Raw genomic sequence first — 15,731 nt, forward strand, 5'->3', positions numbered from 1 at the left:
AAATAACGCCGATAGGGTTTGAACAGCGCGATCACACGGCCCTGGAATGGGCAAAAGACTTGCTCGATGACCAGCAGGAAGGGCGGGTGGCTTACGGGACGGCCCTGGGGTGGGGGTGACCCGCCTCGGGACGCCGTGAATCCATCCCTGGAGGCTTGACGACCGCATCCTTGCGGTCGACACCCGGCGCGGGTCACCCCACCCCAGGGCCCGCTTCAACTTCATGCGCCCCTCTCCCCTCGGGGAGAGGGGCTGGGGGTGAGGGCGCCGGAGCACCCTACCCCCCGTCAGTCCGGGTCATACCCCAGGTTCGGTGCCAGCCAGCGCTGGGCATCATCCAGATCCATGCCCTTGCGTTTAGCGTAGTCTTCCACCTGGTCCCGGTTGAGCTTGCCCACGCCGAAGTAACGGGACTCGGGATGGGCGAAGTAGAAGCCGGACACCGAGGAGGCCGGGTTCATGGCATAGCTGTCGGTGAGGGACATGCCGGCATGGGCCACCGGATCGATCAGGTCCCACAGCAGGCCCTTCTCCGTGTGCTCCGGACAGGCCGGGTAGCCGGGGGCGGGGCGGATGCCCCGATATTTCTCCTTGATGAGCTCCTCGTTGGTGAGGCCCTCGTCCGGGGCGTAGCCCCAGAACTCCCGGCGCACCCGCTCGTGCATGTGTTCGGCGAAGGCCTCGGCCAGACGGTCCGCCAGGGCCTTGAGCATGATGGCGGAATAGTCGTCGTTGGCCTCCTCGAAGCGCCGCACGTGCTCGTCGATGCCGATGCCGGTGGTGACGGCAAACGCCCCCAGGTAGTCCCGCAGACCGGTCTCCCCGGGTGCGACGAAGTCCGACAGGCACATGTTGGGGGCCTGGCGCGGCTTGCGCGTCTGCTGGCGCACGTGGTGCAGACGCATCAGGGGCTCCTGACCGCCGGCATCCTTGAACAGCTGGATGTCGTCCTCGTCCACGCTGTTGGCCGGGAAGAATCCCACCACGGCCCGGGCCTTGAGCCAGCCCTCGTCGATGATCCGGCGCAGCATGGGCTGGGCGTCGGCGAAGAGCTTGCGCGCCTCCTCGCCCACGACCTCGTCGTCCAGGATGCGCGGATAGGCGGCGTGCAGGTCCCAGGCGCGGAAGAACGGCGTCCAGTCGATGTAGTCCACCAGCCGCTCCAGGGGGTAGTCCTCGAAGCGCAGCAGGGCGCTGTCCCCCCCATGGGGGCGCAGGATCTCGGGGGCCGGACCGCCCACGTCCATGGCACCGCCATCCAGCACCGCGGGCCGGGGCGGGGTGTAATCGGACCAGTCGATGGCCGGCTTGTTGGCCCGGGCCTCTTCCAGCTTGAGCCAGTCCTGCTTCTGCTGGCGGGCGCCGTGCTGCTCACGCACCTCGGCGTATTCCTTGGCGATCTTCTCGGCGTAGGGACCGCGCAGCTCCGGGCTCACCAGGCTCTGGGCCACCCCCACGGCGCGGGAGGCGTCCTTCACCCAGACGGTGGGGCCCTCGTACTGGGTGGCGATCTTCACCGCGGTGTGGGCACGGGAGGTGGTGGCGCCGCCCACCATCAGCGGGGTCTTCATGCCCTGGCGCTGCAGCTCGGCGGCGAAGTTGGACATCTCCTCCAGGGAAGGGGTGATGAGCCCGGAGAGGCCGATGACGTCCACCTTGTGCTCCTTGGCGGCCTCCAGGATCTGCTGCCCCGGCACCATGACGCCAATGTCGATGACCTCGAAGTTGTTGCACTGGAGCACCACCCCGACGATGTTCTTGCCGATGTCGTGCACGTCCCCCTTCACCGTGGCCATGAGGATGCGGCCGTTGTTCTGGGAGTCGTCGGTCTTCTCCGCCTCGATGTAGGGGATGAGGTGGGCCACGCCCTTCTTCATGACGCGGGCGGACTTGACCACCTGGGGCAGGAACATCTTGCCGGCGCCGAACAGGTCGCCCACCACGTTCATGCCGTCCATCAGCGGCCCCTCGATCACCTGGATGGGCCGTTCGAAGGTCTGCCGGGCCTCCTCCACGTCCTCCACCACATAGGTGTCGATGCCCTTCACCAGGGCGTGCCGGAGGCGCTCGGCCACCGGCAGTTCGCGCCAGGAGAGGTCCTCCTTCTTGGCCTCGACGCCGCTGCCGCGGAATTCCTCGGCCATGTCCAGCAGGCGCTCGGTGGCGTCGTCGCGGCGGTTGAGGACCACGTCCTCCACCGCCTCGCGCAGCTTCTCGGGGATCTCGTCGTACACCGCCAGCTGGCCGGCGTTGACGATGCCCATGTCCATGCCCGCCTTGATGGCGTGATACAGGAACACGGCATGGATGGCCTCGCGCACCGGGTTGTTGCCGCGGAAGGAGAAGGAGACGTTGGAGACCCCGCCGGACACCAGGGCATGGGGCAGGGTCTGCTTGATCTCGCGGGTGGCCTCGATGAAGTCCACGCCGTAGTTGTTGTGCTCCTCGATGCCCGTGGCGATGGCAAAGACGTTGGGGTCGAAGATGATGTCCTCGGCCGGGAAACCCACCTGCTCGGTGAGGATCTTGTAGGCCCGCTGGCAGATCTCCACCTTGCGCGCCTGGGTATCCGCCTGACCCTGCTCGTCGAAAGCCATGACCACCACGGCGGCGCCGTAGTGACGCAGCATCCGGGCCTGATGGATGAACTTCTCCTCCCCTTCCTTCAGGGAGATGGAGTTGACGATCCCCTTGCCCTGGATGCACTTGAGACCGGCCTCGATCACCTCCCACTTGGAGGAGTCGATCATCACCGGCACGCGGGAGATATCCGGCTCGGCGGCGGCCAGGTTCAAGAAACGCTGCATGGCCTCCAGGGCGTCCAGCATGCCCTCGTCCATGTTCACGTCGATGATCTGGGCCCCGTTCTGCACCTGCTCGGCGGCCACCTCCAGGGCGGTCTCGTAGTCCCCGTCCTTGATCAGGCGCTTGAAGCGGGCACTGCCGGTGACATTGGTGCGCTCACCCACGTTGACGAACAGGGTGTCGGCGGTGATGTTGAACGGCTCCAGGCCCGACAGGCGGCAGGCGGGCTCGATCTCGGGGATCTTGCGGGGGGCGTGTTTCTCCACCGCCTCACGGATGGCGCGGATATGCTCCGGCAAGGTGCCGCAGCAGCCGCCGATGATGTTCAGGTGGCCGGCGGCGGCCCACTTGACGATCTCCTCGGCCATCTGCTCCGGGGTCTCGTCATAGCCGCCGAACTCGTTGGGCAGGCCGGCGTTGGGGTGGGCCGAGACGTGGGTGTCGGCGATGCGGGACAACTCCTCCACGTAGGGGCGCAGATCCTTCGCCCCCAGGGCGCAGTTCAGGCCCACGGAGAAGGGCTGGGCATGGCGCAGGGAGTTCCAGAAGGCCTCGGTGGTCTGCCCCGTGAGGGTACGGCCGGAGGCATCGGTGATGGTGCCGGAGATCATCACCGGCCAGCGCTCCCCGCGCTCATGGAACACGGTCTCCACGGCGAAGACGGCCGCCTTGGCGTTGAGGGTGTCGAAGATCGTCTCGATGAGCAGCAGGTCCGTGCCGCCGTCGATGAGATTCTCCGCCGCCTCCTTGTAGGCGGCCACCAGATCATCGAAGTGGATGTTGCGCTTGCCCGGGTCGTTCACGTCCGGGGAGATGCTGGCGGTGCGGTTGGTGGGGCCGAGGATCCCGGCCACGAAACGGGGGCGGTCGGGGGTCTTCTCCGTCCAGGCGTTGGCGACCTCGCGGGCGATGCGGGCGGCCTCGCGGTTGATCTCCGGGACCAGGTCCTCCATATCGTAGTCAGCCATGGCCACGCGGGTGGCGTTGAAGGTGTTGGCCTCGATGATGTCGGCACCGGCCTCCAGAAACTTTTCGTGAATCTCCCGAACGATCTTGGGCTGGGTGAGCACGAGGAGATCGTTGTTCCCCTTGACGTCGCAGTGCCAATCGGCAAAGCGTTCGCCTCGATAATCTGCCTCCTGCAGACCATAGGTCTGGATGGTGGTCCCCATGGCACCATCAAGGATCATGATGCGGCGGCTGATCTCCTGCTCAAGCTTACGAAGTCGATCGGGATTCATATACATCATCCGGTTGCTTAACAGACAGCCACACAGCATAACATGATTGGCAAATCGGCGTTTTCGAACCCGAATTCAAGCCTGGATTCACAGCATAAACGCCTGGATTCAACCAATCGCCGCAACGCTGATCTGGATCACCCCCGGGCGGGCATCCCCTATCTACAATCTGCAGATTCATCGAGGCTCTGCATGTGCACGCGCCCCGCAACATCCCGCTGATCTTCTACGCCACACCTCCCGACCACTGCCCCTATCTGGAGGGCCGGGAGATGACCACGGTGTTCGCCGATCCCCATGGCCCCATGGACGTGGAACGCTACGGCAGGCTCCTGGATGCCGGCTTCCGCCGCAGCGGCCACCATGTCTACCGGCACCAGTGCCGTGGATGCGATGCCTGTGTGCCCATCCGGGTGCCCGCGGCCGCCTTTTGCCCGGACCGCAGCCAGCGGCGGGCCTGGAGGCGCAATGCCGACCTGCAGACGGTGGTGCGGGAGGCGGCCTTCGATGGGGAGCACTTCGCCCTCTACACCCGTTACGTCAACCAACGCCACCGGGGCGGGGGCATGGACCGGCCCACGCCGGAAGGGTACTGGGGCTTCATCTCCAGCCGCTGGTGCGAGACCTGGCTGGTGGAATTCCGGCTGCAGGGGCGGCTGGTGGGTGTGGCGGTGACCGACCGCCTGCCCCAGGGGCTCTCCGCCGTCTATACCTTCTTCGATCCGGAACTGGAACGGCGCGGCCCGGGGACTCACGCCATCCTCTGGCAGCTGCAGGAGGCCCGGCGGCTGGGGCTGCCCTGGGTGTACCTGGGCTACTGGAACCCCCTCACCCCGAAGATGGCCTACAAGGTGCGCTTCCAGCCCGCCCAGGGTCTGGTGGACGGGCTGTGGCAGCGGGTGGGACCGGGGTAAACCCCGGCCCCGGGAGGCCCCTTCAAGCCCTCCACAGCCTCTCACGGGGCCTTCCCCGCCGGGCCCCTACCCGCGGGCACCGGGATCAGGGGTTCAGGCGCTCCAGGGCGGCGGCATGCAGTTGGGGGGTGGCGGCCGCCAGGACACTGGTGGTCTCCAGGGTCAGGGGGTTGCCCTGCAGGTCGGTGAACACCCCCCCCGCCTCGCGCACCACCACCGACAGGGCGGCGATGTCCAGGATGTTCACATCCGATTCCACCACCAGGTCGATGCGACCGGAGGCCAGGAGGTGGTAATGGTAGAAATCGCCGTAGCCCCGGGTGCGGTTCACCCGCTGGACGATCTCCCCCAGCCCCTGCCAGCCGGGGCCACCCGCCAGGGTCTTGATGTTACCCACGGACAGGGTGGCCTCCTCCAGGGTAGTCACCCCGCTCACGCGCGCAGGTTGGTCCCCCAGGAAGGCGCCCTGCCCGACCTCGGCATAGGCCATCTCGCCGAACTCGGGGGCGTTGGACACCCCCAGCACCAGCTCCCCCCGGCTGCGCAGGGCGATCTGGGTGGAGAAGAAGGGATAACGGCGGACGAAGCTCTTGGTGCCGTCGATGGGATCGATGAGCCAGAGGTGTTCGGCCTCCATGCGCTCGCGGCCGGTCTCCTCACCGTAGCTGCCATGGTCCGGAAAGGCGCCGAACAGGGTGGACTTGATGGCCTTCTCCGATTCCAGATCGGCGATTGTCACCGGCGTCTGGTCGGACTTGATCTCCACCTCGAAGCCCTGGCGGTAGTACCGCCGGATCACCTCCTGGGCCTGGAGGGCGGCGTCGATGGCGGTCTTGAGGTACGGGCTCATGGGCATCCCCTGGCAATTGGAAACGGCCGAAAAGGGTAGCACGCCCGGCCCTGCCCCTCATCCCGGGGCCCCAGCATCACACTCGGATGCGGTTGACAAAATCCACCTGTAGGCCGCGCTCGTCCCGGCGCAGGCGGGTGAGGCCCGCATAGGGGACCCGGATGCGGTACATGGTCTGCAAGGGCATGTCCAGGGCGACGCACACGGCGGCACGGATCACGCCCCCGTGGGTGACCACCAGCAGGTGTTCGCCGCAATGGCGGGTCTCCAGGCGCTCCAGGGCCTGGGAGACCCGGCCGCGGAAATCCTCCAGGGGCTCGGCGCCCCGGGGCCGGGCATGGAGGGGATCCTGGAAGAAGGCCCGGTACTCATCCGGGCTGTTGCGGCGCACGTCCTCATGGCTGCGCCCTTCCCAGGCGCCGAAGCCCACCTCCCGCAGGGCCGGTTCCAGTTCCAGGGGCAGGTTGAGACAACCGGCCAGTTCCTCGGCGAAGGCACGGCAACGCTGCAAAGGGGAGCTGACGATGCGGTCCCAGGGACCCCCGGGATGCGCCCGGCCGCCCACGGCCTCCCACATCTGGCGGCGCCCCTCGGGGGTGAGGGGATCGTCCACGCCGCTGCCGCGATAACGCAATCCGCCGGCGGGTTCGCCGTGGCGGATCAGATCGATGAGGATCTGCGTCTCCCCCGGGGCCGTCATCGGTCCACGGCCCCGGTCACGGAAGGATCGTCCCCTGCGGTCTCGTTCCGGGCCATGGCCCGCGGCCTCAACCGGCCACGCCGGCGATGCTCAGAAGGGCAAGTACGGCGACAAAGGCCACCAGGGTACGGAACACCAGGTTCGAGGCCCGCTCCACCGTGGCACGGGCCTGGAGGGGATCGGACAGGTCCGCCTCCGAAAGCAGGATGGCCTCGCCGCCCGCCTCCTGCAGCAGCCGCTGATTCTGCGCGGCCATCTCCGCCAGGGGGCCGCGCAGGCCGGCCCGCAGTACGGGATAGGCCCGGTCGAAGCTGCCGGTGAGGGCATAGCCCAGGGCCACCAGGCGGGCGGGGATCCAGTCCAGCAGGGCCTGCAGCCGGGTGGCCGCCTGCAGGAAGGCATCCTCCTCCCCCTCCCCCGTGGCGGTGGGGGCCCGCAGCAGCTGGGCCAGGCGGTAGAGCACGGCCCCCACGGGCCCGAGCACCATGAACCAGAAGAGCACGGCGAACAGCCGCGTATTGCTCTCCGAGAGCAGGGACTCCAGCACCGCCCGGGCCCGTTCCTCGGGGTTCTCCGGCACGGGCCGGTCCCCCAGCACATGGGCGGCGTGCCGCGCCTCCCGCTCCGGGTCCTTGAGGGCCCCGGCCTCCAGGTAGGCGTCCACCTCCCGGTCGAGGTTCCGCGGCCCGAGGCACAGGAGCAGCACCCCCAGGCCCAAGAGGAGACCCAGCACACCCCCCCAGACCTCACCCACCAGGGCGAAGACCAGGCCCACCGCCACCACAGGCAGGGCGACGGCGACGGCCAGGGCGGCGGTCCCCCCCAGCCCGAAGCCCTCGGCCCGGGCACGCACCGCCCGGGCGTAGCGGGGAAGCCAGGAGAAATTGCGCAACTGCTCCACCCGGGGGGTGAAGCGCTCGATGATCAAGGCAACGACGATGGTGACAAAGGACATGGCCGGATTCCTGGATCGAAAAAGGGGTCACGAAAGTTTCGTTGCTCCCATGACGCCTTTCAAGTTTGCCGGGGGACAAGATGCCCATCTGTTGAGGCAGGACAATGAACCCGGAGCCCGGGCTTGTACTTCCGCGGCGGCGGCCGTGCCATTCCCCCTAATCGCCCGCCGCAGCGCCATCCAGGAGGTGGTGCAGGCGCCCCCAGTCGAAGCGGGGACCGGGGTCGGTCTTGCGCCCCGGGGCGATGTCGGCATGACCCACCACGGGGGCCGCGGCCAGGCCCGTATAGCCCGCGCGCAGGGCGCGGATCACCGCCGCCAGGGCCGTGTACTGCCCCGGTTCGAAGGGGTGCGCGTCGCTCCCCTCCAGCTCGATGCCCACGGAGAAGTCGTTGCAGCGGGTGCGGCCGCCGTAGCAGGACACCCCCGCGTGCCAGGCCCGCTCGTGGAAGGGGACATACTGCACCAGGGCACCGTTGCGGCGCACCAGCAGGTGGGCGGACACCCGCAGCCCCTGGATCTCGACGAAATAGGGATGCCCCCCGGGGTCCAGCCGGTTGGTGAACAGGTGATCGATCCAGGGACCGCCGAACTCCCCGGGGGGCAGGCTCATGGCGTGGATGACGATCAGCTCCGGCAGGCACCCCGGGGGGCGCGGGTCGCGGTTGGGGGAGGGGCAATGCCGGGCGGCGTCGAGCCAGCCTTGGGGGGAGATGTGCATGCTGCGCGGACTACGGGATCATGGACCGGGAACGAACCGTCGCATACGCGGGCCATGGATGCCAGCGCCCGCGGCTACCGATAGAATACCCTTCCCTTCTCCCTTCCGCGCCCGTGCATGGACACCCTGAACCCGCAACAACGCGCCGCCGTGGAATACGTGGACGGCCCCCTGCTGGTGCTGGCCGGTGCCGGCAGCGGCAAGACCCGCGTCATCACCCGCAAGATCGCCCACCTCATCCGGGAGAAGGGCGTCCCGGCCCGGCGCATCGCCGCCATCACCTTCACCAACAAGGCCGCGCGGGAGATGACGGCGCGGGCAGGGAAGCTGCTGGCGCGGGAGGAGAGCCGCGGGCTGACGGTGTCCACCTTCCACACCCTGGGGCTGAACTTCATCCGCCGCGAGTTGCAGCACCTGGGCTACCGCCCGGGCTTCACCCTCTTTGACGCCGCCGACAGCCAGGCCCTCATGCGCCAGCTCACCCATCGCGACGAGCAGGGCGTGGAGGCGGATGCCGCCCGGCAGCGCATCAGCCGCTGGAAGAACGATCTCACCACCCCGGAACAGGCCCTGGCCGCGGCCGGCGACGAGACCGAGGCCGCCCAGGCGCGGCTCTATGCCGCCTACCAGCGGGCCCTGAAGGCCTACAACGCCGTGGACTTCGACGATCTCATCGTCTTGCCGGTACAACTCATGGAATCGGAACCGGAGGTGCGCGACCGCTGGCGGCACCGGCTGCGCCACCTGCTGGTGGACGAGTACCAGGACACCAACGCCTGCCAATACCGCCTGGTACGCCTTTTGGTGGACGTGGAGGGGGGGCTCACCGCCGTGGGGGACGATGACCAGTCCATCTACGCCTGGCGCGGCGCGCGCCCGGAGAACCTGACGGCCCTGCAGCAGGACTTCCCTCGTTTGAAGATCATCAAGCTGGAGCAGAACTACCGCTCCACCAACCGCATCCTGCAGACCGCCAACCACCTCATCGCCCACAACCCCCATGTCTTCGAGAAGCGCCTGTGGAGCGGCCTGGGGGAAGGGGAGCCCATCCGCGTGCTGCCCTGCAAGGATGCCGAACACGAGGCGGCGCGGGTGGTCACGGAGATCATGAAACACCGCTTCCGCCAGCGCACCGACTTCCGGGACTACGCCATCCTCTACCGCGGCAACCACCAGGCCCGCCTGTTCGAGAAGCTGCTGCGGGAGAACGCCATCCCCTATCACATCAGCGGCGGCCAGTCCTTCTTTGAACGGGCCGAGGTGAAGGACATCCTCGCCTACCTGCGCCTCATGGCCAATCCGGAGGACGACAGCGCCTTCCTGCGCGTGGTCAACGTCCCGCGCCGGGAGATCGGCGCCGGCACCCTGGAGAAGCTGGGGGCCTACGCCGCCTCGCGCCGCACCGGCCTGCTCCACGCCAGCCTGGAGATGGGGCTCACGGAGGTGCTCTCCGCCCGCGCCGTGGAACGGGTGCAGGGCTTCGCCCGCTGGATGGAGACCATGGCCCGACGCGCCGGCGAGGAAGATCCGGCGCCGGTGGCCCGGGAGTTGGTGGAAGCGATCCGCTACGAGGACTGGCTGCTGGAACAGAGCCCCAGCCCCAAGGCCGCCGCCCGGCGCATGGAGAACGTCAACGAGGTGCTGGACTGGATGGCCCGCCTGTCCAGGGAAGGGGCCGCCGGCGGCAAGGACATCGGCGAGATCGTGGCCCACATGACCCTCATGGACATCCTGGACCGGGCCGGCGGTGAAGCCGAGGCCGACGGGGTGCACCTGATGACCCTGCACGCGGCCAAGGGGCTGGAGTTCCCCCACGTCTTCCTGGTGGGTATGGAGGAGGAACTGCTGCCCCACCGGGTGAGCCTGGAGGAGGACACCCTGGAGGAGGAGCGCCGCCTGGCCTACGTGGGCATCACCCGCGCCCAGCGTTCCCTCACCCTCACCTACGCCCGCCGCCGCACGCGCTATGGGGAGACCCAGGAATGCGAGCCCAGCCGCTTCTTGGAGGAACTGCCCCAGGCGCACCTGGAGTGGCCCGACGCCCAGCCCGCCGACCCGGAGGAGCAACGCCTCACCGGCAAGGCCCACCTGGACAACCTCAAGTCCCTGTTGGGCTGAGGCGGGGCGGGACCCTCACCCCCGGGTGAACTTCAGGCCCACCCGGGTGATGCGGTCGCCGCTCACCTCCCGCACCACCAGCTCGACGCCGTTGAGCTGCAGCCGGTCCCCCACCACCGGCTGGGTGTTGAGGGCGCGGCGCATGAAATCGTCCAGGGTGAGATCCCGCGCCTCCGGCGGCACCTCCAGGCCGTAGGCCATGGACAGATCCGCCATGCGGGCCCCGCCGTTGAGCACGAAGGCCCCGAAGAAGCTGCGGTCGGAGAGGCGCTCCGGGGCCTCCACGGCCACGAACAGGCGGTCCAGGGCGGGAAGATCCTGGGGGGGCGCCAGCAGATAGAGGTAATCCCCCGCCCGCAGGTCCAGCATATCCAGGGTGTCCAGCAGCACCTTGTCCCGCAGATGGGCCACCACCCGCACACTGCGGGGCAGGGTGAATCCGGTCCAGTGCTCACGCACCACGGGGGAGTTCTCCGCCAGCTGGTAGCCCACCAGTTCCAGTTCCTGCTGGCCGGGGATGTCCAGCTCCACCCGCTGCACCACCTGACTGGCGGGGGGCAGTTCCAGGCCCAGCCAGCGGGCCAGGGGGGTGATGGTCCAGCCCTGCACCAGCAGCGAGATCAGCACCACGAAGAAGACGATGTTGAACAGCATCTCCCCCTGGGGGATCCCCGCCAGCAGGGGGAACAGGGCCAGGATGATGGGCACCGCCCCGCGCAGGCCCACCCAGCCCACGAACACCTGCTCCCGCCAGGGGAATTTAAAGGGCAGCAGGCACAGCCACACCGCCAGGGGGCGGGCCACCAGGATGAGCACCGCCGCGATGAGCAGGGCATCCACCGCCACCGGCAGCAGTTCGGAGGGGGTCACCAGCAGCCCCAGCATGAGGAACATGCCGATCTGGGCCAGACGGGCGATGCCGTCATGGAAGCGGTTGATGTACTGGCTGGCCTGCAGCGGCCGGTTGCCCAGCAGCAGCCCCGCCAGATAGATGGCCAAAAAGCCGCTGCCCCCCAGCACCGCGGTCAGGCCGAAGACGGTGAGACCGCCGGCCATGGCCGCCAGGGGGTACAACCCCTGGGGCATGTCCAGGCGGTTGATGAGCCAGCGCAGGCCCGTGCCGCCGGCCAGGCCCAGCACCGCCCCCAGACCGATCTGGCGCAGGAACTCCCACAGCACGGTGAACCCCATGTGGCCCCCGCCATCCACCAGGACCTCCACCAGCACCAGGGTGAGGAAGATGGCCATGGGGTCGTTGCTGCCCGACTCGATCTCCAGGGTCGCCCCCACCCGCTGCTTCAGGGCCAGGCCCCGGGCGTGCAGCAGGGAGAAGACCGCCGCCGCGTCGGTGGAGCCGACGATGGCCCCCAGCAGGAACCCCATGAGCCAGTCCAGCCCCAGCCACCAGGCGGCGAAGGCCCCGGTGACCCCGGCGGTGATCACCACCCCCAGGGTGGCCAGTCCCAGAGCCGGACGCAGCCCGACGCGAAAGCTGCTGAAGGGGGTGCGCATGCCCCCGTCGAAGAGGATGATGGCCAGGGCCAGGCTGCCGAACAGGTGGGCCATCTGCACATCCTGGAACTGGATGCCACCGGGCCCCTCCTCCCCCAGGAGCATCCCCAGGACCAGGAACACCAGCAACAGGGGCACCCCCAGGCGCCGGGTGATGACACTGGACAGGACGCTGGCCAGCAGCACGGCGCTGCCAAGGAGAATGATCTGGTTGGTGAGTTCCATGGATTCACTCTATCAGGCGGATAGAGTCCAACACAGTGTTTCCCAGCAGGCGGGGGCCGGGATCAGGTCAAGGGGGCGGTGACAGCAAAAAAGAAGGGGCCGGAACCGGCCCCCAAGTGTGCGAGAAGAGGAGAAGAGCGACACACGGTTTTGATAATAATGTTTCTCATTCTCCTGTCAAGACCCGGTGCAAATCTTCTCCCCCAGGGACTCAGTCGGCGGCGGGCCGGAAGCGTTTCAGCCGCAGGGCGTTGGCCAGCACCGATACCGAGGACAGGGACATGGCCGCCGCCGCGAACATGGGGGAGAGCAGGATACCGAAGGCCGGATAGAGCGCGCCCGCCGCCAGGGGCAGCAGGGTGGCGTTGTAGGCGAAGGCCCAGAACAGGTTCTGCCGGATGTTGCGCAGGGTGGCCCGGGACAGGGCGATGGCGTGGACCACGTTGCGCAGGTCCTCGGACATGAGCACCACCGAGGCCGATTCCATGGCCACGTCCGTGCCCGAGCCGATGGCGATGCCCACGTGGGCCCCGGCCAGGGCCGGGGCATCGTTGATGCCGTCCCCCACGAAGGCCACCTTCGCGCCATCGGCCCCCAGGTCGGCCACGGCCTGGGCCTTGCCCTCCGGCAGCACCCCGGCCCGCACCTGATCGATGCCCAGTTCGTCGGCCACGGCCCGGGCGGTGCGCGGGTTGTCGCCGGTGACCATCACCACCCGCAGCCCCAAGCGGTGCAGCCCCTGCACCGCCTCCCGGGCCGAATCCTTGGGGGGGTCGGTCACCGCCAGCACCGCCTCCAGGCGGCCGTCCACCGCCAGCAGCAGGGGGGTGCCGCCCCGGTCGGATACGGCCTGCAGGGTCTCCCCGGCCGCCTGCGTGTCGACCCCGGCCGCGGAGAGAAAACGGGGCGAACCCAGCAGCAGGTCCTGTCCCTGGGCCCGCCCCTTCACCCCCTGCCCCGCCACCGCCTCGAAGCCCTCCGCCTCGGGCGGGGTGACGCCCCGCTCCCGGCAGCCCCGTTCCACGGCCCGGGCCAGGGGATGTTCGGAGCGGGCCTCCAGGGCCCCGGCCAGGGCCAGCACCCGATCCTCGGTCTGATCCCCCAGGGGCGTCACCGCCGTGAGCTCGGGGCGCCCCCGGGTGAGGGTGCCGGTCTTGTCCAGGGCCACCACGTCCACGTCCCGCAGGGCCTGGAGGGCATCCCCGCCGCGAAAGAGAACCCCCATCTGCGCCCCCTTGCCGGTGCCCACCATGATGGAGGTGGGGGTGGCCAGCCCCATGGCGCAGGGGCAGGCGATGATGAGCACCGCCACGGCGTTCACCAGGGCCAGGGTCAGGGCCGGCTCTGGACCGAACAGCAGCCAGACCACAAAGGTCACCCCGGCCACGGCCATGACCGCGGGCACGAAATAGCGCGTCACCCGGTCCACCACCGCCTGGATGGGCAGGCGCGAGGCCTGGGCCGCCTCCACCATGCGGATGATCTGGGCCAGCACCGTATCGCCACCCACCCGGGCCGCCTCCAGGGTCAGACCACCCTGGGCGTTCACCGTGCCGCCCACCACCTCGTCCCCGGCGGATTTGGACACGGGCAGCGGCTCGCCGGTGATCATGGACTCATCCACATGGGATTCCCCCTCCAGCACCCGGGCGTCCACCGGGATGCGCTCCCCGGGGCGCACCTGGATGCGGTCCCCCGGCTGCACCCGCTCCAGGTCCAGCTCCACCCAGCCCCCGTCGCGCCACACCCGCGCCGTGCGCGGACGCAACTGCATGAGGCGGCGGATGGCCTCGGAGGTGGCCCCCCGGGCGCGGGCCTCCAGGTAGCGCCCCACCAGGATCAGGGTGACGATCACCATGGCCGCTTCGTAGTAGACGTGCACCGTCCCCTGGGGGAGCACACCGGGGAGGAAGGTGGCCACCACGGAATAGCCATAGGCGGCGCTGGTGCCCAGCATCACCAGGGAGTTCATGTCCGGCGCGCCGCGCACCAGGGCCGGCCAGCCCTTGCGGTAGAAGCGCAGGCCCGGCCCGAACTGCACCACCGAGGCGAGCACAAAGAAGAGCACATGCAGGCCCCGGGTGCCGATCCCCTGCTCCAGCCATGCCTGCAGGCCGGGCACCAGGGGGGCCCCCATGTCCAGGACCACCACCGGCAGGGTCAGGGCCGCGGCGAGGATCAGGGCCCGGCGCAACCGGCGCAGTTCCCGCGCCCGTCGGGATCGTTCCCGGTCCCCGCTCTCGGTATCGTCCCGGTGGGGCACCGCCTCGTAACCGGCGGCCTGCACCGCCCGGGCCAGGTCGGCCTCGGTGAGGCGCTCATCCAGCAGCACCACCCGGGCCTGGCCCGTGGCCAGGTTCACCGCGGCGCTCTCCACCCCGGGCACCGCCTCCAGGGCCTGCTGCACCCGGGAGACGCAGGAGGCACAGCTCATGCCCGTCACATCCAGGACGACGGTCCGCTGCCGCAGCCCGTAACCGGCCCCCTCCACGGCCCGGCGCAGCGCGTCCAGCGGGGGCACGGCCTCCTTGCCTCGTACCGTGGCCTGCTCCGTGGCCAGGTTCACCTGCACGTCCACCACCCCCGGCAGGTTCCTCAGGGCCTCATCCACGCGGCCCACGCAGGAGGCGCATCCCATGCCGTCGATGGAGAGGGTGATGCCGCGGTCCTTGCCCGCGGCGGAGGTATGGGACGTGGTCATGGCTCAAGACCCAGCAAAAGACTAGGATTCAAGCCTAAGGATTCCATTGACAGATTTCAATGCACGGACCCTATGGGAGGGGAAGCGGCCAGGGAGGCCGGGGGGCCGCTGGAGGAGATCAGGCCTGCCGTGGGGATCCCCCGGCAGGCCCGTTGGATCACGCCATCAACGCTGCTGGATGCGACGCTCCAGCTTCTCGATGCGGATCTCCACACGGCGGTTGGCCAGACGGCCCTCGGCGGTCTTGTTGTAGGCCACCGGACGGTCCGGGCCATAGCCCACGGTGACGATGTCGTCCGCAGGCACGCCCTGCTCCACCAGATACGCCTTCACCGATTCGGCGCGATCCCGGGAGAGGCGCTCGTTCAGTTCGCGGGGTCCGGTGCTGTCGGTGTGGCCGGCCACCACCACGCGCTCCAGACGATCACCGGCGGCCAGGATGGCATCCGCCACGCGATCCAGCTCCTGCTCGGCCTGGGGGGAGAGATCGCTCTTGCCCGTGGGGAAAAGAACCTCGCCCTTGAGCGTGACGGTTTCCGTCACCACCTTGGGTTCCGGTTCGGGGGCAGGGGCGGGTTCGGCCTGGGCCATCGGCTCCTCCGGCTCCGGGGCCTGATAACCGGGGCAACCCTCGATGGCCAGGGAGGGTTGCCAGCGCGGGGTCTTCACGCAGTCGCCGGAGCCGTCCCGCACCACGGTCCCCCAGGGATCGGCGGTGTAGCCCGTGGCGGCCTGTACGGGCGCGGCGGCGAACAGGGCCAGGGCCAGCGCACCGGCGCCCGGGAGGATCATCGGCTTGTGCAGCTTCTTTTGCATCTTCTTTTCTCCTTCACGATTCGAGCGGGTTGGTGTGAACAGCCCGATTCCGCCCGTGCGCCGCTGGGTCCATGGCGCCTCGGACTGCGTTCCCTCAGCGATCCCGCAGCCAGGGCATGCCCCCTGGGCGGAACCGGCCGGCATGGCCCCATACCCGCGTCGCGAGACCACCC

At 69.0% G+C, this 15,731-nt stretch carries 10 protein-coding genes; 2 read left to right on the top strand and 8 right to left on the bottom strand.

Annotation, left to right across the window (positions count from 1 at the left end; genetic code table 11):
- Positions 1-287: 287 nt before the first annotated feature.
- A complete protein-coding gene (metH, locus tag BM214_RS00540; RefSeq protein ID WP_090483252.1) occupies positions 288-4,046 on the bottom strand; it encodes a methionine synthase in 3,759 nt (1,252 codons plus the stop codon).
- Positions 4,047-4,240: 194 nt separating this feature from the next.
- Between metH and BM214_RS00545 the strand changes: the two genes are divergently transcribed.
- Complete coding sequence (locus tag BM214_RS00545; protein ID WP_244887786.1) at positions 4,241-4,960, top strand: arginyltransferase; 720 nt, start codon at positions 4,241-4,243, stop codon at positions 4,958-4,960.
- A gap of 85 nt (positions 4,961-5,045) precedes the next feature.
- On the opposite strand, the gene BM214_RS00550 is transcribed toward BM214_RS00545, so the two are convergent.
- The 4 genes from BM214_RS00550 to ampD form a co-directional block, all read right to left on the bottom strand.
- Positions 5,046-5,816: an inositol monophosphatase family protein gene (locus BM214_RS00550; RefSeq protein WP_090483253.1), complete on the bottom strand. Its 771-nt coding sequence runs from the start codon at positions 5,814-5,816 to the stop codon at positions 5,046-5,048.
- Positions 5,817-5,886: 70 nt separating this feature from the next.
- A complete protein-coding gene (locus BM214_RS00555) occupies positions 5,887-6,486 on the bottom strand; it encodes a histidine phosphatase family protein (protein ID WP_090483415.1) in 600 nt (199 codons plus the stop codon).
- A 91-nt stretch (positions 6,487-6,577) separates the two neighbouring features.
- Complete coding sequence (ampE, locus tag BM214_RS00560; RefSeq protein WP_090483254.1) at positions 6,578-7,465, bottom strand: regulatory signaling modulator protein AmpE; 888 nt, start codon at positions 7,463-7,465, stop codon at positions 6,578-6,580.
- Between the two features lie 157 nt (positions 7,466-7,622).
- Entirely contained in the window at positions 7,623-8,186 is a 564-nt protein-coding gene (gene ampD / locus BM214_RS00565; protein ID WP_090483255.1) for a 1,6-anhydro-N-acetylmuramyl-L-alanine amidase AmpD, read from the bottom strand.
- Positions 8,187-8,303: 117 nt separating this feature from the next.
- On the opposite strand from ampD, the gene rep reads away from it, so the two are divergent.
- On the top strand, positions 8,304-10,304 hold the full coding sequence (gene rep, locus BM214_RS00570) for a DNA helicase Rep (protein ID WP_090483256.1): 2,001 nt from the start codon (positions 8,304-8,306) through the stop codon (positions 10,302-10,304).
- 15 nt (positions 10,305-10,319) lie between these two features.
- Here the strand turns inward: rep and BM214_RS00575 are convergent, their stop codons facing one another.
- The 3 genes from BM214_RS00575 to BM214_RS00585 form a co-directional block, all read right to left on the bottom strand.
- Positions 10,320-12,041, bottom strand: coding sequence for a potassium/proton antiporter (locus BM214_RS00575; RefSeq protein ID WP_090483257.1), 1,722 nt, complete (start codon positions 12,039-12,041; stop codon positions 10,320-10,322).
- 211 nt (positions 12,042-12,252) lie between these two features.
- Entirely contained in the window at positions 12,253-14,742 is a 2,490-nt protein-coding gene (locus tag BM214_RS00580) for a heavy metal translocating P-type ATPase (RefSeq protein ID WP_090483258.1), read from the bottom strand.
- Positions 14,743-14,907: 165 nt separating this feature from the next.
- Positions 14,908-15,558, bottom strand: coding sequence for an OmpA family protein (locus tag BM214_RS00585; protein ID WP_177217540.1), 651 nt, complete (start codon positions 15,556-15,558; stop codon positions 14,908-14,910).
- Positions 15,559-15,731: the final 173 nt, after the last annotated feature.

This window comes from Ectothiorhodospira mobilis, from assembly GCF_900114895.1.
Lineage (GTDB): Bacteria > Pseudomonadota > Gammaproteobacteria > Ectothiorhodospirales > Ectothiorhodospiraceae > Ectothiorhodospira > Ectothiorhodospira mobilis_A.